Origin of the sequence: Arsenicicoccus dermatophilus (assembly GCF_022568795.1) — a bacterium.
Taxonomy (GTDB): Bacteria; Actinomycetota; Actinomycetes; order Actinomycetales; family Dermatophilaceae; genus Arsenicicoccus; species Arsenicicoccus dermatophilus.
In genome coordinates this window covers 2,520,921-2,538,849 of sequence record NZ_JAKZHU010000001.1, presented here as the reverse complement: position 1 = coordinate 2,538,849, position 17,929 = coordinate 2,520,921, and the positions used below count along the sequence as shown (strand labels likewise).

16 protein-coding genes and 1 riboswitch are annotated in these 17,929 nt (G+C 73.0%); of the genes, 9 read left to right on the top strand and 7 right to left on the bottom strand.

The genetic code is table 11. The features are described from left to right. Window positions 1-3: 3 nt before the first annotated feature. Together MM438_RS11690 and MM438_RS11685 are read right to left on the bottom strand one after the other, a co-directional pair. Window positions 4-786: a DUF1003 domain-containing protein gene (locus MM438_RS11690; RefSeq protein WP_241452689.1), complete on the bottom strand. Its 783-nt coding sequence runs from the start codon at window positions 784-786 to the stop codon at window positions 4-6. Next, entirely contained in the window at window positions 779-2,053 is a 1,275-nt protein-coding gene (locus MM438_RS11685) for a magnesium transporter MgtE N-terminal domain-containing protein (protein WP_241452688.1), read from the bottom strand. Before MM438_RS11685 ends, MM438_RS11690 begins: the two co-directional genes overlap by 8 nt. Window positions 2,054-2,184: 131 nt before the next feature. On the opposite strand from MM438_RS11685, the gene MM438_RS11680 reads away from it, so the two are divergent. Next, window positions 2,185-2,928: a L,D-transpeptidase family protein gene (locus tag MM438_RS11680; protein WP_241452683.1), complete on the top strand. Its 744-nt coding sequence runs from the start codon at window positions 2,185-2,187 to the stop codon at window positions 2,926-2,928. A gap of 102 nt (window positions 2,929-3,030) precedes the next feature. Here MM438_RS11680 and MM438_RS11675 read toward each other — a convergent pair whose 3' ends face one another. Continuing rightward, the gene (locus MM438_RS11675; RefSeq protein ID WP_241452682.1) at window positions 3,031-3,900 is read right to left on the bottom strand and encodes a serine protein kinase RIO; all 870 of its coding nucleotides are present in this window, start codon (window positions 3,898-3,900) and stop codon (window positions 3,031-3,033) included. 357 nt (window positions 3,901-4,257) lie between these two features. Between MM438_RS11675 and MM438_RS11670 the strand changes: the two genes are divergently transcribed. From MM438_RS11670 to MM438_RS11655, 4 genes are all read left to right on the top strand, one after another. Beyond that, complete coding sequence (locus MM438_RS11670; RefSeq protein ID WP_241452680.1) at window positions 4,258-5,148, top strand: hypothetical protein; 891 nt, start codon at window positions 4,258-4,260, stop codon at window positions 5,146-5,148. Next, complete coding sequence (locus MM438_RS11665; protein ID WP_241452676.1) at window positions 5,145-5,498, top strand: GntR family transcriptional regulator; 354 nt, start codon at window positions 5,145-5,147, stop codon at window positions 5,496-5,498. Before MM438_RS11670 ends, MM438_RS11665 begins: the two co-directional genes overlap by 4 nt. Before the next feature lie 115 nt (window positions 5,499-5,613). Then, window positions 5,614-6,810 carry an acyl-CoA dehydrogenase family protein gene (locus tag MM438_RS11660; protein ID WP_241452675.1) on the top strand — a complete coding sequence of 399 codons (1,197 nt, stop codon included), beginning with the start codon at window positions 5,614-5,616 and terminating at the stop codon, window positions 6,808-6,810. Window positions 6,811-6,933: 123 nt separating this feature from the next. Next, window positions 6,934-7,731, top strand: a complete 798-nt coding sequence (locus tag MM438_RS11655) for a YflT domain-containing protein (protein WP_241452674.1) — start codon at window positions 6,934-6,936, stop codon at window positions 7,729-7,731. Window positions 7,732-7,733: 2 nt separating this feature from the next. Here the strand turns inward: MM438_RS11655 and thiC are convergent, their stop codons facing one another. Next, on the bottom strand, window positions 7,734-9,488 hold the full coding sequence (gene thiC, locus MM438_RS11650) for a phosphomethylpyrimidine synthase ThiC (protein ID WP_277627967.1): 1,755 nt from the start codon (window positions 9,486-9,488) through the stop codon (window positions 7,734-7,736). An 82-nt stretch (window positions 9,489-9,570) separates the two neighbouring features. Continuing rightward, a riboswitch (TPP riboswitch) is annotated at window positions 9,571-9,682 on the bottom strand. 159 nt (window positions 9,683-9,841) lie between these two features. Between thiC and MM438_RS11645 the strand changes: the two genes are divergently transcribed. Further along, window positions 9,842-10,666 carry a hypothetical protein gene (locus MM438_RS11645; RefSeq protein WP_241452673.1) on the top strand — a complete coding sequence of 275 codons (825 nt, stop codon included), beginning with the start codon at window positions 9,842-9,844 and terminating at the stop codon, window positions 10,664-10,666. Continuing rightward, window positions 10,663-11,268, top strand: a complete 606-nt coding sequence (locus tag MM438_RS11640) for a class F sortase (RefSeq protein WP_241452671.1) — start codon at window positions 10,663-10,665, stop codon at window positions 11,266-11,268. The genes MM438_RS11645 and MM438_RS11640 overlap by 4 nt, the downstream gene beginning before the upstream one ends. Window positions 11,269-11,729: 461 nt before the next feature. Here MM438_RS11640 and MM438_RS11635 read toward each other — a convergent pair whose 3' ends face one another. Beyond that, window positions 11,730-13,229 carry an aminopeptidase P family protein gene (locus MM438_RS11635; RefSeq protein WP_241452670.1) on the bottom strand — a complete coding sequence of 500 codons (1,500 nt, stop codon included), beginning with the start codon at window positions 13,227-13,229 and terminating at the stop codon, window positions 11,730-11,732. A gap of 83 nt (window positions 13,230-13,312) precedes the next feature. On the opposite strand from MM438_RS11635, the gene MM438_RS11630 reads away from it, so the two are divergent. Together MM438_RS11630 and MM438_RS11625 are read left to right on the top strand one after the other, a co-directional pair. Then, complete coding sequence (locus MM438_RS11630) at window positions 13,313-14,890, top strand: threonine/serine exporter family protein (protein WP_241452669.1); 1,578 nt, start codon at window positions 13,313-13,315, stop codon at window positions 14,888-14,890. A gap of 141 nt (window positions 14,891-15,031) precedes the next feature. Continuing rightward, window positions 15,032-16,087 (top strand): MaoC family dehydratase, encoded by a 1,056-nt coding sequence (locus MM438_RS11625; protein ID WP_241452666.1) that lies wholly within the window; start codon window positions 15,032-15,034, stop codon window positions 16,085-16,087. Between the two features lie 94 nt (window positions 16,088-16,181). Here the strand turns inward: MM438_RS11625 and MM438_RS11620 are convergent, their stop codons facing one another. Next, window positions 16,182-17,309: a hypothetical protein gene (locus MM438_RS11620; RefSeq protein WP_241452663.1), complete on the bottom strand. Its 1,128-nt coding sequence runs from the start codon at window positions 17,307-17,309 to the stop codon at window positions 16,182-16,184. Beyond that, window positions 17,306-17,851, bottom strand: coding sequence for a SigE family RNA polymerase sigma factor (locus MM438_RS11615; protein ID WP_241452662.1), 546 nt, complete (start codon window positions 17,849-17,851; stop codon window positions 17,306-17,308). The genes MM438_RS11620 and MM438_RS11615 overlap by 4 nt, the downstream gene beginning before the upstream one ends. Window positions 17,852-17,929: the final 78 nt, after the last annotated feature.

Genomic DNA, 17,929 nt, shown 5'->3' with positions numbered 1-17,929 from the left:
ACCTCACGCGTCGGCGTCCGGGCGGATCGCCGTGGTGCCCGAGGGGAGGGGGGTGGACAGCAGGTCGACCGGCTCGGCCTCCGGCGGGGCTGCGTCCTCGGGGGTCGTGGCCGGAGCCTGCCCGGCCGCAGGGACCGGGCGCTTCTTCTTGGCCTTCTTGACCTTGCCGGTGGGCTGCGCCTGCCGCTCGGGCTCGGCGGCGGGCACCACCCCGCGATTCTCCAGCTCCTCCAGGAGGTCACGCAGCTCGGAGCGCAGATAGTCGCGGGTGGCCATGTCCCGCATGGCGATCCGCAGCGCGGCGACCTCGCGGGTGAGGAACTCGGTGTCGGCGAGGTTGCGCTCGTCGCGGGCGCGGTCCTGCTCCAGGCCGACCCGGTCGCGGTCGTCCTGGCGGTTCTGGGCGAGGAGGATCAGGGGCGCGGCATACGACGCCTGCAGGGACAGGATCAGCGTCAGCAGGGTGTAGTTGAGGCTGCGCGGGTCGAACTGCGCGGCCTCGGGCATGAAGGTGTTCCACGCCAGCCACGCGGCGACGAAGACCGTCATGTAGATGAGGAACTGGGCAGTGCCCATCCAGCGGGCGAAGGCCTCTGAGGCTCGGCCGAAGCGCTCGGCGTCGAAGAGCCGGGGCTTGTCGATGCGCAGACCGGCCTCGCGCGGCTGGTCCAGCCGGTCCCGGTCGCGCCCGCGGGCGGCGCGGCGCTCGCGGCCCCGGTCGCCGGTGCGGTCCCGGGACCGCTCGGAGGCGCGGTCGGCGACGCGCTCGCGGATCCGCTCAGTCATCGGTCACCTCGTGCCTCTCCTCGCGCCAGTCGTCCGGGAGGATGTGGTCCAGCACGTCGTCGACGGTGACCGCGCCCAGCAGGTGGCCGTCCTCGTCCACCACGGGCGCGGCGGTCAGGTTGTAGTTCGCGAGCACGCGGGTGACGGTCCCGAGGCTGTCCGCCGGGTCGAGGGGCTCGAGCTCCTTGTCCAGGATCGAGCCGAGCGCGCTGTGCGGCGGCTCGCGCAGCAGCCGCTGGATGTGCACCGTCCCGAGGTAGCGCCCCGTGGGGGTCTCCAGCGGCGGACGGCACACGCAGACCAGCGAGGCGAGGGCGGGGGAGAGCTCCTCGCGGCGCACCCAGGCCAGCGCCTCGGCGATCGTCGCGTCGGGACCCAGCACCAGCGGCTCGGGGGTCATCAGACCACCGGCGGTGTTGTCGTCGTAGGCCATCAGCCGGCGCAGCGGGGCCGCCTCGTCCGGCTCCATGTGCTGCAGGTAGTGCTCCTGGGTGGCCTCGGGCAGCTCGGACAGCAGGTCGGCGGCGTCGTCGGGCTCCATGAGCTCCAGCACGTCCGCGGCGCGCTCGTCCTCCAGGTGCGTGAGGATCTCGATCTGGTCGTCGGCGGGGAGCTCCTCGATGACGTCGGCGAGCTTCTCGTCGTCCAGGGCGCCGGCGACCTCCACCCGGCGCTCGGGCGTGAGGTCGTGGATCACCTCGGCGAGGTCCGCGGGCTTGAGGTCGTCATACGTCTCGAGCAGACGCGCCGCGCTCTGACCCTCGGTGCGCACCGCCAGGCCCTGCGTCTCCAGGATGTCCACGAGCAGCGTCTCGCCGCGCCGCCCGGCGATGCGCCGCAGCGTGGAGGCGGCCTGACCGCGGCGGACGAAGACCTTGCCCACGGACCACTCGCGCGGCCGCTCCTGCTCGATGGCGAGGTCCTCGACGGTCGCCCGGAAGGGCTCGTCGCCCGCCTGCCGGACCGTCACCTCGCGGTCGAACAGCTCGGCCAGCACCAGCGACTCGGTCGGGCGCTGCTCGAAGCGCCGCATGTTGACCAGGCCGGTGGTGATGACCTGCCCGGCGTCGATGCTCGTGACGCGGGTGATGGGGACGAAGACGCGACGCCGGCCCGGCACCTCGACCACCAGGCCCAGGACGCGCGGCTTGCGCCTCGTCGCGCTGAAGCTGACCACCACGTCGCGCACCCGTCCCACCTGGTCGCCGAGCGGGTCGAAGACCGCGAGCCCGGCGAGACGGGCGACGAAGACACGACGGAGGCTCACGGGCGCAGCCTACTCGGGGCAGGGGTGCTCCACGTCACTCTCGGCAGCGTGCAACCCCTCGGGGTGCCGGGGCGTCGTCCAGCTGTGAGCGAGGCCGTCGGGGCCCGCACCGGGGAGAGAGAGAAGGAATCATGAGAACCAAGGTCTTCAGTCGTCGCACAGCCGTCGTCGGTCTGTCCGCGGTCCTGCTCGGGGGGGCAGGGCTCGGGGGCGCCACGGCCGCCGCGACGCCGAACACCGCCGCACCGGTCGCCGCCGTGGCCGCGTCGTCCACCCTGCACACCGGCTCGCGCGGACCGGAGGTCCTCGCCGCCCAGAAGCGGCTGAACCAGCTGGGCTACAGCCTCGGCGCGCCCAACGGCACCTACGGTCCGCGCACGCGCCAGGCCGTCATGGCCCTGCAGAAGGTCGCGGGCCTGCCGCGCACCGGCGTGCTCGGCCCCCGCACCGCGAAGGCGCTCGCGACGGGCGTCCGCCCCAAGGCCCGCACCACGCGCGGGCACGTGATCGAGGTCGACAAGGCTCGCCAGGTCCTGCTCGTCGTCGACGGCGGACGGGTCAGCACGATCTACAACGTGTCCACCGGCACCGGCAAGCCCTTCCGCGAGCACGGCAAGCGCGGGGTCGCGGTGACCCCCTCCGGCACCTTCCGGTTCTGGACGCAGTACCGCGGCGGTGCCGGCTGGCAGCACGGCGCCCTGGGCGACATGTACCGCCCGATGTACTTCAACAAGGGCATCGCGGTGCACGGCAGCAAGTTCGACGTGGGTGCCTACCCGAGCAGCCACGGCTGCGTGCGCATCCACAACGGCAACATGGACGAGCTGCGGGCGACCCGTGCGATCTACCTCAAGGGTCAGGTCACGGTCTACTGACCCGATCTCCCGAACCGTCAGACCTGCCGCCGGTCGTCGGATCCGCCGGGCCCCGTGGCCCGGGCCGGTCCGACGACCGGCGGCAGGTCTTTCCCGCCGAGGTCAGCGGGAGGTGGCCGCGCCGATCAGCTCCGCGACCAGCTCCCCGGCGTCCACCTCGAGCCCGCGGCGCGCGAACCACGTCGCCATCGTGCTCGCGTCCCGCTCCAGGATCGCGAAGCCGTGCGGGTTGCCGATCACGTCGACGATCTGGGGCCAGTCGATGATCACCAGGCGCTCGCCGTCCAGGAGCACGTTGTACGGCGAGAGGTCGCCGTGGGTCCAGCCCTCGGCGGCCAGGCGCAGGAGCGCGGACCGGAGCTGGTGCCACAAGTCCGCGAGCAGGTCGGGTGCCGGGCGGGTCTGGGCGAGCCGGGGCGCCGCGACGGGGGTGGGCCCCTCGGTGCTGCCGACCAGCTCCATGAGCATCTCGGTGTCGTCGAGCGAGACCGGGTAGGGCACCGGCAGGTCCAGCTCCCAGAGCCGGCCGAGCGCGGCGAACTCGGCGCCGGCCCACAGCCCGGCGATCATCTCCTTGCCGAAACCCGTGCGCCGGGCCATCGCCCGCATCTCCCGGCTCCTGCGGACCCGGCGCCCCTCCAGATAGCTGCTGTCGCGGTGGAACCGGCGGTGCTCGCGGCTGCGGAAGCGCTTGGCGGCCAGGGAGATCGACTGGTCGGTGTCGGGCACTCGGCGGCGCACGACGTGCACGTCCGCCTCCTTGCCGGTCTTGAGGACACCGAGGTCCTCGTCGACGGCGCCGAGGGCGGTGATCACCCAGTCGGGGCGGGGCTCGGGGCCGTGGGTGGCGGTGTCCCAGGTCGACCAGCGGTCGCCCTCGGGGAGGCCGTCGGGCAGCCGCAGGCGTGCCGGGTCGCGGTCGTCAGGGAACGGGTCGTGCGTCGAGAGGTCCTGCGGTGCAGGGGAAGTCATGGGGTGGTGCTCTCCATCCGGGAGGTGGGGTGACGGTCGTCGTGGCGTCGGGTGCGAGCAGTCATGTCGCCACCTCCTTCGGCAAAGCCTGCGGCGCCGGCGGTATGCCGGGGCCTGCGGCCCAGCCTCGCGCGCGGCCTGCGGCGCCGGCAATCGCTTTTCGGCAGGCGCGCTCCGACGGGGGCTTGCGGGGTGCCGGGGGAGGGCGTAATTTTGTCGCACGACAAGATGGGACATAAAAGTGGATCCGATGGTGCGGACAACGGCCCTGATCGCGATCTGGGCGGCCGGGGTCGCGACGTTCGCGGTGCTCTCGTGGCGCTCGACGCCGCCGGTCGCCCGCCGGGAGGTGCGGGCATGACGGGCGGCTGGTCGGCCGAGGGCACCTTCTGGGCGGTGCTGCTCACCGTCTTCGTGATCGGTGGCCACCTGAACCTCCGACGGGGGGCGGCCCGCGATGCCCGGCCCTGGGTGGCCCGCATGGGCCTGCCCCCTGACGTCGCTGCGCCCCCGCCCGTCCTGGAGCGATTCGTCGCCCGCCGCCGGGGACGGCTGCGGGGCGCCGTGCTCGGGGTGACCGTCCTGTTCCTGGTGAGGTGGGCCCTGGGTCAGTCGGACCAACAGGCGTGGATCGGCCTCGCCGTTGCCGGTGCCGCGTCGATCGGCGCCGCGATCGGTCAGCTCAGGGTGCCGGTCGTCGTGCCCGGCCGGGTCCGCGCCGCCACCCTGCAGGCCCGGGAGCCCGAGCACTATCTCCCGCCGCTGGAGCTGCGGGCCGCCCACGGAGGCCTCGTCCTCGACGTCCTGTGCCTGAGCGCGGGCCTCGGCTGCCTGGCGCTGGGCCGGTCGCCGGAGCAGGCCCGGTGGGCGGTGGCGGGCGGGCTCGGCGCGCTGGTCGTCCACCTCGTGGCCTCGGTGCTCGCCCGGCGGCTGCTCGCTGCTCCCGCACCCGCCCAGGACCGGCAGGATCTGCTGTGGGCCGAGCTCCTCCGGGCGATCGCGCTGCGCGACCTGGTCAGCCTGCAGCCCTTCGTCGCCTGGACCGCGGCTGCCCTCCCGACGGCCTTCCTGCTGCTCCACCAGTCGGGGTCGACCGCGGGCCCGCGGGTGGCCGACCCGGCCACCTGGGCGGGTGGCGTGGTGCTGCTGGTGGCGGCCGGGGTGTTCGCGATCTACGTCCACGCCGTCTCTGGGGACGGCGACCTGCGGTGGTTCCGGGCGCACGCGGGCCGGGAGGTGCTGACGTGATCGTCACGATCGACGAGGCCAGCCCGGCCGCGCCGTACGAGCAGATCGTGACGCAGGTCACCGCGGCGATCGCGTCGGGCGCACTGGCGACCGGATCCCGGCTGCCGACCGTCCGCCAGCTGGCCGGCGACCTGGGGCTCGCGGTCAACACCGTCGCCAAGGCGTACAAGCAGCTCGAGGCCGAGGGGCACGTGGCCACCCGCGGCCGCGGCGGCACCGTCGTGCTCGGGCACGTCCGCGACGGCGCCGGCGACGAGACCCAGGCCGCGGCGACGCTGCTCGCCCGCACCGCCCAGCGCCACGGGCTCGACCTCGCCGAGGCGATCGGGCTGCTGCGGCGCGCCTGGTGAGCAGGGGAGGGCGGTCGCGTGGTGAGGGTCACGGACGGTTCAGGTGTCGTGGCCCGGCGCTGCTCGGCATACTCCGAGGTAGTCAGAGCAGCCCCGACCAAGGCGGAGTAACCCCATGGGACGCATCCAGACCACCGACGGCCTCACCGAGGAGCAGCAGGAGCTGATCAAGCTCGTCCGGGAGTTCGTCGACGAGCAGATCATCCCGGTCACCACCGAGCTCGAGCACCGCGACGAGTACCCCACGCAGATCGTGGAGGGCATGAAGGAGATGGGGATCTTCGGCCTGATGATCCCCGAGGAGTACGGCGGGCTCGGCGAGTCCCTGCTCACCTATGCGCTCACCGTGGAGGAGATCGCCCGCGGCTGGATGAGCGTCAGCGGCATCATCAACACCCACTTCATCGTGGCCTACATGCTGCTGCAGCACGGCACCGAGGAGCAGAAGCAGAAGTACCTGCCCAAGATGGCGACCGGCGAGATCCGCGGTGCGTTCTCGATGTCCGAGCCCGGCTGCGGCTCCGACGTTTCGGCGATCACGAGCAAGGCCGTTCCCGGCGAGGGCGACGGTTGGACCATCGACGCGCAGAAGATGTGGCTGACCAACGGCGGCTCGTCGACGCTCGTCGCGGTGCTGGTCAAGACCGACACCGGCGCCGACTCGGTCTACAAGAACATGACGACCTTCCTGGTCGAGAAGGAGCCCGGCTTCGGTGAGGTCGCGCCCGGCGTCACGGTGCCCGGCAAGATCGAGAAGATGGGCTACAAGGGCGTCGACACCACCGAGCTGGTGCTCACGGGTTACCGGACCACGTCAGCGCAGATCCTCGGTGGCGAGCCCGGCAAGGGCTTCTACCAGATGATGGACGGCGTCGAGGTCGGCCGCGTCAACGTCGCCGCCCGCGCGTGCGGCGTCGCCCAGCGCGCCTTCGAGCTCGGCATCGGCTACGCCCAGGAGCGGGAGACCTTCGGCAAGAAGATCATCGACCACCAGGCGATCCTGTTCCGCCTGGCCGACATGGCCACCAAGTGCGAGGCCGCCCACCAGATGATGGTCAAGGCCGCCCGGCTCAAGGACAAGGGTGAGCGCAACGACCTCGAGGCCGGCATGGCGAAGTACCTCGCCGCGGAGTACTGCGCCGACGTGGTCGAGCAGTCCTTCCGCATCCACGGCGGCTACGGCTACTCCAAGGAGTACGAGATCGAGCGGCTCTACCGCGAGGCACCCATGCTGCTCATCGGCGAGGGCACCGCGGAGATCCAGAAGATGATCATCGGGCGGCGCCTGCTCAAGGACTACGGGAAGCGCTGAGCCCCGCAGCTTCTCGTCGGCATACGACCGGCCCGTCGAGCCTCCGCCAGGGGGACCGGCGGGCCGTCGTCGTGCCCAGGCGGCATCCAGCCGACGACCTGCCGGAGGTGGGATGATCGAGCCATGCCGCAGCCCCAGATCTCGCCCACGTCCGCGCTCACGGCCGAGCACCTGCAGCTCGAGCTCCCCTCGTCCGTCGGTGTCTTCGAGCGGTATGCCGAGGCCCAGCGAGCGGTGGACCACCTGGCCGACCACGAGTTCCCCGTCGAGCAGTGCATGATCGTCGGCACCGACCTGCGCCAGGTGGAGCGGGTCACCGGACGGCTCACCCAGACCAAGGTCGCCCTCGGCGGGATGGCGTCCGGTCTGTGGATGGGGCTCTTCGTCGGGATCCTGTTCATGACGCTCGACGGCCAGGGGCCCCGGGCGATGGTGACGCCGCTGCTCGTCGGGGCCCTCTTCGGGCTGGTGTGGGCGCTGATCGGCTACTCCCTGACTCGGGGTCGGCGCGACTTCACCTCGGTCACGCAGGTCGTGGCGACGCGCTACGAGGTGCTGGTGGAGCGGCAGCTGCAGCAGCAGGCACGGACGATGCTGCGCGAGGCCGGCCTGATGGGTGACCCGGTGCTCGGATCGTCCTCCCCGGGTCAGCCCGCGGCGCCCGTCCGGCAGGCCCCGGCGGCGCCCGCCGAGCCCCAGACCTGGCAGGCCCCGCAGCCCCCGCAGCAGGTGGGGTCGACGATGGGCATGCCGGTGCAGCCCCCCCACGCGCAGCAGGTGGACTCCACCATGGGGATGCCGGTGCACCGGTCCCAGGCCCAGCAGGCACCGACCCAGCAGGTGCCGGCCCCGCCCGTCGACCCCGACCGATCCGACGAGGTCGCCTGGAGCGACGAGCAGGGCGGCGCCACCCGCCGCTGAGGTCAGCGGATCTCGGGCATCCCGAGGTCGGCCGCGTGCCGGTCGCGGATGTCCTGGCTGATCCGCATCGAGCAGAACTTCGGCCCGCACATCGAGCAGAACCTCGCGTCCTTGGCGGGCTCAGCCGGCAGCGTCTCGTCGTGGAAGCTGCGGGCGGTGTCCGGGTCGAGGGAGAGCTCGAACTGGTCGTTCCACCGGAACTCGAAGCGGGCCTTGGACAGCGCGTCGTCCCGCACCCGGGCGCCGGGGTGGCCCTTGGCGAGGTCGGCGCTGTGGGCGGCGAGCTTGTAGGTGATCACGCCCGTCTTGACGTCGTCGCGGTCGGGCAGCCCCAGGTGCTCCTTGGGCGTGACGTAGCAGAGCATGGCGGTGCCGTGCATCGCGATGGTGGCCGCGCCGATCGCCGAGGTGATGTGGTCGTAGCCCGGCGCGATGTCGGTGGCCAGCGGCCCGAGGGTGTAGAACGGCGCCCCGTCGCACCACTCCTGCTGCAGGCGGACGTTCTCCTCCACCAGGTGCAGCGGCACGTGCCCGGGGCCCTCGACCATCACCTGCACGTCGTACGCCCAGGCCCGCCTGGTCAGGTCGGCGAGGGTGCGCAGCTCGGCGAGCTGGGCCTCGTCGTTGGCGTCCGCGACCGAGCCGGGACGCAGCCCGTCGCCGAGGGAGAAGGCCACGTCGTACTGCGCGAAGATCTCGCACAGCTCGTCGAAGTGGGTGTAGAGGAAGTTCTCCTCGTCGTGGGCCATGCACCAGCCGGCCAGGATCGAGCCGCCGCGCGACACGATGCCGGTGACCCGACGGGCGGTCAGCGGGACGTAGTCCTTGAGCACGCCCGCGTGGATCGTCATGTAGTCCACGCCCTGCTCGCACTGCTCGATCACGGTGTCGCGGAAGATCTCCCAGGTGAGCTCCTCGGCGATGCCGCCGACCTTCTCCAGGGCGTGATACATCGGCACGGTGCCGATCGGGACGGGGGAGTTGCGCACGATCCACTCGCGGGTCGTGTGGATGTCGTCGCCGGTCGACAGGTCCATCACCGTGTCGGCGCCCCAGCGGGTGGCCCAGGTGAGCTTGTCGACCTCCTCGGCGATCGAGCTGGTGATCGCCGAGTTGCCGATGTTGGCGTTGACCTTGACCAGGAAGGCCCGCCCGATGATCATCGGCTCGGACTCGGGGTGGTTGACGTTGGCGGGGATGATCCCGCGGCCGGCGGCGACCTCGGAGCGGACGAGCTCGACGTCGCAGGCCTCGCGCAGCGCGACATACCGCATCTCCGGGGTGATCACCCCTCGCCGGGCGTAGGCCATCTGCGTCACGCGCTGGCCGGCCTTGGCGCGCAAGGGCTCTCGTCGCGCCCCGCGCCACTCCTGGGAGGACGCACCACGGCGTACGGCGGCGCGTCCGTCGTCCGCCAGGTCGCGGCTGCGACCGGGATAGGTCTCGACGTCGCCGCGGGCCGCGATCCACTCGTGCCGCACCGGCGCGAGGCCCTCGGCCGGGTCGGAGCCGGGCCCCTCGGTGCAGTAGACCCGGACCGGCTCGTTGGGCACCGGGCCGGACGCGGACGGGCTGTCGTCGAGGCGGATCTCGGTGAACGGCACGCCCACGCCGTCGGGACCGTCGACGAGCACCCGACGGCGGCGCCGGTGGGTGATGTGGTGCCCGCAGTCGGTGTTGCCCTCGGCGAGAGCAGGGTCCGCGCCCTGGTCGGCGGGATCGACGGCAGGAGCAGTGGACTGGATCAGGTCGGTCATGGTCGGCCCTGTCGGTGACGACCCGGGCGGATCGGCCAGGGGCCCCGGCAGCCGCAGACGGTGCCGTGAGAGTGCTCGAGCCGCACGTCGTCTCCGAGGATCCCTGCGCCGGCATGACCCGGATCAGGTGGTGACGGTCGGGGCGGCTGCAGCCCCCTCTCAGCCCGATGCCTCGGACTCCCGCTCTGGACGCCGCCACCGTAGCAAAGCGAGCCAGGAACCGCAGGGCGGACAATCGTGATGAAGTGGTCATCTCGGGCTATGGAACGGCGTGTCGAGTGTCTCCTAGGGTGGTCGAGCAGGCGCCATCCCCCTGCACTCCACCCTGGCCCACGAGGCCGACCAGAAGGCTCATGATGACCACCACGCTCCTGGGTCGTCGTGTCGCGTCCGCGGCTCTGACGATCGCCTGCCTGTCGCTCCCGCTCGCCCCCTCGGCCCTCGCCGACCCCGACCCGACGGCGACCCCCACCCCCACCCCGACGGCTCCGGTCGAGACCTCCGTGCCCGGTGCCACCACGACACCTGCACCGTCGAGCTCGGACAGCGCCACCCCGACGGCGACCACGACCCCGGCGCCGACGACCGTGCCCGAGCAGCCCACCGGCACCCCGACCGCCACCGCCTCGCCGACCCCCACGGTCACCCCCACCGGGAGCCCCACGGAGCACCCGACGGCGACCGGCACCGCGAGCCCGGCCCCCACGTCCACGCCGACGGGGACCTCGCCGACCACCCCGACCGCCTCGCCCAGCGCGAGCGCGAGCGCCTCCGGCAATCCGAGCCAATGGGACGGGGAGGTCCCCGTCGAGGGGATCCCCGGTCTCGGCGACCTGCCCGTCACCCCGCTGAAGCGCGGCCTGCGCCTGGTGCCCGGGTGCCGCTCGCTGACGATCACCAACCCCGCGGGCAACCCGCTGGTGGGGGTCGCCTACGGCGGCCCGGACGAGGCAGACCTCGACGGCATCGTGGCCCTCGCACCCGGCGCCACCGTCAAGGTCACCACGACGCGCAGCGAGCTCGTGGTCGTGGCCTCCGACGGCAACGGCATCAGCTTCATCGACGGCGGACCGATCGACCAGGTCTGCGACGCCGGCCACGCCCCCCTCAAGCGGCCGACGGTGCAGCCCGGCCGCAAGGGTGCCCACGGCGCGCCCGTCTTCAACTCCGGCCGATGAGGACCACGCGCACCCTGCGGTCCCTCGCCGGCGCCGCGGTCCTGGCCGCAGCCCTCACCGCGTGCTCCGGCTCGGGCCCGGGGGCCGGGGCCGGAGCGACGACCACCTCGGCCACGCCCACGTCGGGGCCCTCGAGCCTGCCGCGCTGGGCGACCTCGGCCGCCTCGCCCGCGGCGGCCGCCCAGAAGGCCGCGGCCGGCAACGGCCGGCTCGCCATACCCTCGCTGGGGGTCGACGCCCCCGTCCTGTCCTGCGGGACGGAGAAGGGCGTCGTCGAGCCGCCTGCCGACGTCCGGGCCACCTGCCTGTGGACCGGTGGCATGGATCTCGAGGCGGCGCAGGGGACCTCGGTGATCGTGGGGCACTCGACGCGCAGCCAGAAGAGCGTCGGTGCCCTGGAGCGCATCGCCCAGCTGCACCCCGGTGACCAGGTCACCGTGGGCGGCCGCACCTGGAAGGTCGCCGAGGTGCTGCCCAAGGCGGACAAGTACGACCTGCCGACGTGGGTCACCGCACGCACCGGCACGCGCTCGCTGGCGCTCATCACCTGCACGACCACGAGCAACGTGCTCAACGACATCGTGCGGCTGACGCCGGCCTGATCCGCACCGAGACGCCGGGCCCCGCCGACCAGCCGTCGGCCGGGGTCCGGGGTCCGGGGCCGAGATGGAGCCCGTCATACCTCGTGGCCACCAGGGGCACCTCACCTGCCTGGAGTCACGCCATGTCACTGTTGTGACTGCACTTTCGCTGCCGAACGCTCGCCGGCTCGCAGAGGGGCCGCATGGGTTCCCGCACGTTCGCAGACGTAGGGGGAGCAGCTCGATCCTCGTCAGTCGCGGTGCAGATCTGATGTGCTGTCGCTGGGGTGTGGCGGGCGTGCTGTGCCTGCTCGGCGCCGCCGGGCTGGTGGTGCTGGCGACCCGCGGGCCGGCCGCCTGCATACCTGGTCGCACGCCCGGGTGAGCCGCGCTTCCGGAGCCTGCAGGACAGACGTGTGGAGCCGCGCTCCCGGACGGGGCGCGGCTCCACGGCGGTCGTCAGGCCCGCGGCCTGGTCGGGCTCAGGGGCGGCCGCGCTCCTGCACCTGCGCGATCCACCGCTCGACGTCCTCGATCGTGCGGGGCATCGCGGCGGAGAGGTTGTCGCAGCCGTCCTCGGTCACCAGCACGTCGTCCTCGATGCGCACGCCGATGCCGCGCAGCTCGTCGGGCACCAGCTCGTCGTCGGCCTTGAAGTAGAGCCCAGGTTCGACCGTCAAGATCATCCCGGGGACGAGCTCGGCGTCCATGTAGTCCTCGCGCAGCGCCTGCTGGCAGTCGTGGACGTCCATGCCGAGGTGGTGGGAGGTGCCGTGGACCATCCAACGACGGTGGTACTGGCCGTGCTCGGGGTCGAGGGTCTGCTCGACGTCGACGCCCTCGGGCAGCAGGCCCCACTCGTGGAGCCGCTCGGCGATGACCCGGATCGCGGCGGCGTGCACGTCGGAGAACTTCGCGCCGGGACGCACCGCGGCGAGACCGGCCTCCTGGGCGTCCAGCACGGCCTGGTAGACCCGGCGCTGCGGCTCGCTGAACCGGCCCGACACCGGCAGGGTGCGGGTCACGTCGGCGGTGAACAACGAGTCGACCTCGACTCCCGCGTCGACGAGGATCAGGTCGCCCTCGCGCACGTCGCCGGTGTTCTTGATCCAGTGGAGGGTGTTGGCGTGGTCGCCGCTGGCGCAGATCGAGTCGTAGCCCACGCCGTTGCCCTCGTGGCGGGCGTAGAGCCCGAACATCCCCTCGACCCAGCGCTCCCCGCGGCCCCGGCGGACCGCCTCGGGCAGGTCGGCGATGACCCCCTCGAAGCCCTTGTGGGTGGCGGCGACGGCCTTGCGCATCTCACCGACCTCCCACGCGTCCTTGACCATCCGGCGCGTGGACAGGTCGCGGGCGAGCTCGGCGTCGAGCTGCTCCTGGGACTCGGTGACCCCGGCCTCCTGCCGCACCTGGTCGACGAGCGCGCTGACGGCCGCGTCGGCCTCGCGCAGGACCCGCAGCTGCACGGTGCCCGCGTCCTTGGCGAGCACGTCCTTCATCTCGTCGATGTGGCGGGCCCGGATGCCCAGCTCGGACTCGACGTCGGCGACGGTCGGCCGGGCGCCCACCCAGAACTCGCCGTACCGGCTGTCGGCGAAGAACTCCTCGGAGTCGCGCGGGGCCAACGGCCGGAAGAACAGCGTGGCCTCGTGACCGCCGCCCTCGACCGGGTCGAGCACCAGGACGGCATCCGGCTCGCGGTCGGCGCCGAGGCCGGTCAGCCAGGCAAAGGCCGTGTGCGGGCGGAACACGTAGTCGCAGTCGTTGGAGCGGACCTTCAGACCGCCGGCGGGGATGACGAGCCGCTCCCCGGCGAACCGCTCGCTCACGGCGGCGCGGCGCGGCTCGGTGACGTCGGCGACCTCGGCCCGCGGGGTGGGCTCGGACGCCCGGGGGGCCCATCCCGAGGCGACGAACTCGCGGAACTCGGCGCTGGTGGGGCGGCTGCGGTGCTCGGCCTTCGGCTGCTCTTCGCTCGTCATACCGGCCATCGTGCCACGGTGCGTCGATCGTGCCCCGGCCGGTCGCTTGCGCAGATGCCCCTCCGACCGGAAGGCTACTCGCTGTGACGACTCGTACCACGGGGGGCCGGGCCCCTCGACCTCGGGCCACGGCTGCGGGCGCCCTGCGCCGCACGGCCTACGCCCATGCGATGCGGGCCCTGCGTCCCAGCGACGGGACCGGGGTGCTCCAGCTGCACCCGGACGAGGTCGACCCGGCGGTCGCGCGCAAGGTCGTCGACCTGGCCATGCGGGTCGCGGAGATGATGCTCAGCCACGGGGCCTCCGCCAACGACGTCACCGTGACGCTGCTGCGGATCACCAAGGCCTACGACCTCAAGGCCGTTCACGTCGACGTCACCTACACCTCCATCCAGGTGTCGTACTACCGGGGCCACGACCGGGAGCCGCTGACGACCTTCCGCGTCGTGCGGGCCCGCTCCATCGACTACACCCGCCTCCAGCGCGTCCAGGGCCTGGTCAACAGGATCGAGGGCGGGCTGGACGTGGACGAGGCCTACGACGTCTTCGCCGCGGTCGTGCGCGCACCGCACCCCTACCGCCGCTGGGTGATCACCGTCGCCAACGCCGGGATCGCCGCCGGCGTGTGCGTGCTGCTCAACGCCACCGTCATCATCACCGTGGTCGCCTTCGTCACCTCCGGGCTGATCGACCTGCTCATCGGCCGGCTGTCGCGCCGCCAGGTGCCGCCGTTCTTCATGCAGGCGCTCGGCGCGTCCATCCCCACCCTGGCCGCCGCGGGGATCATCGCGCTGATCCATCACGCGCACCTGCCCGGTCTGGGCGGCGTCCGTCCCGAGCTGATCGTCACCGGCGGCATCGTGGTGATGCTGTCCGGGCTGTCCGTCGTCGGTGCCGCCCAGGACGCCATCGACGGCTACTACATCACCGCGGGCGCCCGCACCTACGAGGTCGTCGTGATGACCCTCGGCATCGTCGTCGGGATCCTCGCCTCGCTGCAGCTCGCCTGGCGGCTCGGCGTCCCCGTGGTGCTCTCCGGGGAGGCGCCCGCGGTGGGCAGCCTGCCGCAGCAGCTGCTGGGCGCCCTGCTCATCTCCGCGTTCTTCGCGATCAGCACCTATGCCGGGCCGCGCACCGTCGTCCTGTGCGCGGTGGCGGGCGTGCTCGGCTGGGTGGGCCACCTGCTCGGCACCGCGGCCGGGCTCGGACCCGTCTCCGCCAGCGCCCTCGGTGCCTTCCTCCCGTCGCTGCTCGCCATGCCTGTCGGCCGACGGCTGCAGGTGCCCTCCCTGGCCCTGATCACCGCCGCCCTCGTGCCCCTCATGCCCGGGACCATGGTCTACCGCGGGATCCTGGAGATCATGGTCCAGGTCGGACGCACCGAGAGCTTCGGGGGCGGACCGCTCACCCTGATCACGGCGGCAGGCGTGGGTATGGCGCTCGCGGCGGGAGCCTCCCTCGGGACCTACCTGTCCCGGCCCCGCGCCACGAACCTGCGGCACGCGGCGCCTCGCGGCGAGGGCTCGACCGCGGACAAGGCGGTGCACAACGACAGTCCGGAGGCGCGGGCGACCACGGCGCGGGCCGAGGAGGCCACGACGGGTGCCCTGCCCACCGTGACCGACCCGCCGCGGGAGCAGGGCCGCCGGGAGCAGGTCTGACGGCGGCCGGGAGCGCGGGCGAGGACCCTTCCGGCATACGACCGCCGACGTGAGCAAGGGCACGCCAGGACGGGGTGCCGGTCGCTCGCGGGCTGCGGCAGCATGGGCGGCGAGCCGAGACCGACACGACGAGGTGCACCCATGTCCAAGACCTTTGCCGGCAACTTCTTCGAGGACTTCGCCATCGGGCAGGAGATCGTCCACGCGACGCCCCGCACGCTGACCGAGGGCGACCTGGCGCTGTACGGCGGGCTCTACGGCTCGCGGTTCGCGATGACGTCCGGGGAGACCTTCGCCAAGGGCCTGGGCCTGGAGCGGATGCCCGTGGACTCGCTGCTGGTCTTCCACGTGGTCTTCGGCAAGTCGGTGCCGGAGATCTCGCTCAACGCCGTCGCCAACCTCGGCTATGCCGGGGGCGTGTGGGGGGTGCCCGTCTACGTCGGCGACACCCTCACCGCGACCTCCACGGTGATCGGCCTCAAGCCCAACTCCAACGGCACCACCGGCAACGTCTACGTCCGCACGGTGGGGCGCAACCAGCACGACGAGACGGTCCTGGACTACGTGCGCTGGGTGATGGTCCGGCGCCGCGAGCCCGTCTCCCCGGACGCGCTCGGCGAGGCGACGATCCCCGAGCTGCCCGGCGCCGTCCCGGCCGAGGACCTGGTGGCGCCGTGGCGCGTCGTCGGCGGCTACGACACCGCGGTGGCCGGCTCCGAGCACCTGTGGGACGACTACGAGGTCGGGGAGCGCATCGACCACGTCGACGGGGTCACCATCGAGGAGTCCGACCACATGCTGGCGACCCGGCTCTACCAGAACACCGCGAGGGTGCACTTCGACCAGCACGCGCAGGCGCGGTCCACGGCCGGGCGGCGGCTGATCTACGGCGGGCACGTGATCTCGCTGGCGCGGGCGCTGAGCTTCAACGGGCTCGGCAACGCCCAGTCCGTCGCCGCCCTCAACGGCGGCACCCACGCCAACCCGACCTTCGCGGGCGACACGATCTATGCCTGGACCGAGGTCCTGGAGCGGATCGAGCTGCCCGGCCGCAAGGACGTGGGCGCCCTGCGGGTCCGCACCGTCGCGGCCAAGGACCATCCCTGCGCGGACTTCCCGCTGAAGGGCGAGGACGGCCGCTACCTGCCGTTCGTGGTCCTCGACCTGGACTGCACCGTGCTGCTGCCGCGCCGCTGAGGATCTTGCGCCGTGTGCCGGCGGCAGGGGCCGGCGGCACACAGCCGCCCCGCCTCGCCCTGCCGGGCCCCGAGCCCGGGTCACCGAGCCCGGGTCACCGAGCCGGGTCGAAGGTGTGCCGCATCCCCTGGGCATCGGTCCAGGTCACCTGCGAGGAGAGCTCGCCCGCCCCGGAGGTCAGCTGCTCGGGCACCGGGCCCGCCGAGGCCCAGACCACCCGGCCGTCGGGCAGGGTCCGGGTCGTCACGGGGATCTGCGTCGGCCGGGGCAGGGGGTGGTCCAGCCGGATGTCGTGGGCGCCCGCGGGAAGCAGCCCCACGGTCATGCCCCGGGCCTGCGGGCTCACCTGGGTGGTGCCGCCGACCACGGGCGGGTGCGTCCTGCCCCTCGTGTCCACCGCGTAGTCCCCGAGCCGGCCGTGGGCGCCCAGGAGGTGCAGGTCGTCGCTGACGTAGACCGTGGTCGGACCGTCGTCGGTGGTCAGCGCCACCGAGTGGACCGGCAGCCGGCGCGTCCCGTCGCTCGCGCGCACCTGCCCGTCGGGCGTCCCCCAGAGCAGGCCCCGGACGCGGGTCCGGGCGAGGTCGGCGTCGGAGCTGTCCGAGCGGTCGACGAAGGCCGTCAGGTCGGTGCCCGAGACCTGCTGCTGCACGCCCTGGGTGCTCCCGGCGGTCTCCGGCTGGTCGGTCACCAGTCTCAGGAAGGTGACGGCGGGGGCGGCGACCACTCCGAGCAGGTGACTCCTGGCCGCTCCGGCGCCGCGGACGACGACGGCGCCGGAGTGCTCCACCCCGTGCACGTCGCCGGCCACCTGGACGAGCGCGCGACCCTGCTCGTCGACCGCGGCGAAGCGCAGGGTCCCGACGCCTGTGGGGGCGGGTGCGGCGGCGTCGACGGCCGCGCGGTCCACCTCGACCTGCCACCCCTGGTAGGCGCGACCCTCGACGATGCCGGCGAGCTGGAGCGTGGCGGTGCCGACGCCGGTGCGCAGCGGGGTGGGGAAGGCGGCCACCAGGGGCGCGCGGTCCGGCATCCGGCTCAGGCCGACGCCGCCGCCACCCACGGCGAGGGCCAGGCAGAGCCCGGCCGCGGCCCGTCGCGTGGTGCGCCGGCGCACGTGCGCCTGCCCGGCGGCGAGGACGTCGGCGGAGGACAGGGCGACGGGATGGGCCTCGGCGGACCGGTCCAGGTCCTGCCGGAGGAGCTGCTCGAAATCGGTCATGACACACCTCCTGCGGGTGTCGAGGAAGGACTGGCGACGAGGGGCGGGTGGGATGCGTTGTCCGCGTAGGCGGTCCGCAGCGCGGCCAGACCCCGGGAGGCGGCCGACTTCACGCTGCCGACCGAGATGCCCAGGTGCTCGGCGACGGCTGCCTCGGACAGGTCGTTGTAGTAGCGCAGCACCACGACGGTGCGCTGCTGGGCGGGCAGGGTGGCGAGGAGCCGCACGACCTCGTCGCGGTCGTCGACGGTGGTGTCGCCGCGCCCGGGCCGGTCGTGCACCTCGGCCACCGCGACCTCGCCGTGGCGTCGGCGCCACCGATCCACGTGCTCGTTGGCGAGTACCCGGCGGGTGTAGGCGAGCGCGTCGTCGTCGCGCACCCGGCTCCAGGAGGCATAGGTCTTGACGAACGCCGCCTGCACGAGGTCCACCGCGTCGTCCCGGGATCCGGTGAGGAGCCAGGCCGTGCGGGTGAGCGAGGGGGTGGCCTCCTGCACGAACCTCGTGAACGCCTGGTCGCGCTCGCGCCTGCTGCGGAGCATCTCGCCTCCTTCCGTCGGGTCACCTGTCTCTACGGGCCGACCCCGGCAAAGGTTGCCTGGGCGCCCGGCATCGGTGCG

Excerpts from the sequence above, each read along its gene's own strand:
- MM438_RS11680 (WP_241452683.1), top strand. The coding sequence starts at position 2,185 with ATGAGAACCAAGGTCTTCAGTCGTCGCACAGCCGTCGTCGGTCTGTCC.
- MM438_RS11655 (WP_241452674.1), top strand. The coding sequence starts at position 6,934 with ATGCCGCAGCCCCAGATCTCGCCCACGTCCGCGCTCACGGCCGAGCAC.
- MM438_RS11620 (WP_241452663.1), bottom strand. The coding sequence starts at position 17,309 with ATGACCGATTTCGAGCAGCTCCTCCGGCAGGACCTGGACCGGTCCGCC.
- MM438_RS11660 (WP_241452675.1), top strand. The coding sequence starts at position 5,614 with ATGGGACGCATCCAGACCACCGACGGCCTCACCGAGGAGCAGCAGGAG.
- MM438_RS11635 (WP_241452670.1), bottom strand. The coding sequence starts at position 13,229 with ATGACGAGCGAAGAGCAGCCGAAGGCCGAGCACCGCAGCCGCCCCACC.
- MM438_RS11645 (WP_241452673.1), top strand. The coding sequence starts at position 9,842 with ATGATGACCACCACGCTCCTGGGTCGTCGTGTCGCGTCCGCGGCTCTG.
- MM438_RS11625 (WP_241452666.1), top strand. The coding sequence starts at position 15,032 with ATGTCCAAGACCTTTGCCGGCAACTTCTTCGAGGACTTCGCCATCGGG.
- MM438_RS11690 (WP_241452689.1), bottom strand. The coding sequence starts at position 786 with ATGACTGAGCGGATCCGCGAGCGCGTCGCCGACCGCGCCTCCGAGCGG.
- thiC (WP_277627967.1), bottom strand. The coding sequence starts at position 9,488 with ATGACCGACCTGATCCAGTCCACTGCTCCTGCCGTCGATCCCGCCGAC.
- MM438_RS11615 (WP_241452662.1), bottom strand. The coding sequence starts at position 17,851 with ATGCTCCGCAGCAGGCGCGAGCGCGACCAGGCGTTCACGAGGTTCGTG.
- MM438_RS11675 (WP_241452682.1), bottom strand. The coding sequence starts at position 3,900 with ATGACTTCCCCTGCACCGCAGGACCTCTCGACGCACGACCCGTTCCCT.
- MM438_RS11640 (WP_241452671.1), top strand. The coding sequence starts at position 10,663 with ATGAGGACCACGCGCACCCTGCGGTCCCTCGCCGGCGCCGCGGTCCTG.
- MM438_RS11670 (WP_241452680.1), top strand. The coding sequence starts at position 4,258 with ATGACGGGCGGCTGGTCGGCCGAGGGCACCTTCTGGGCGGTGCTGCTC.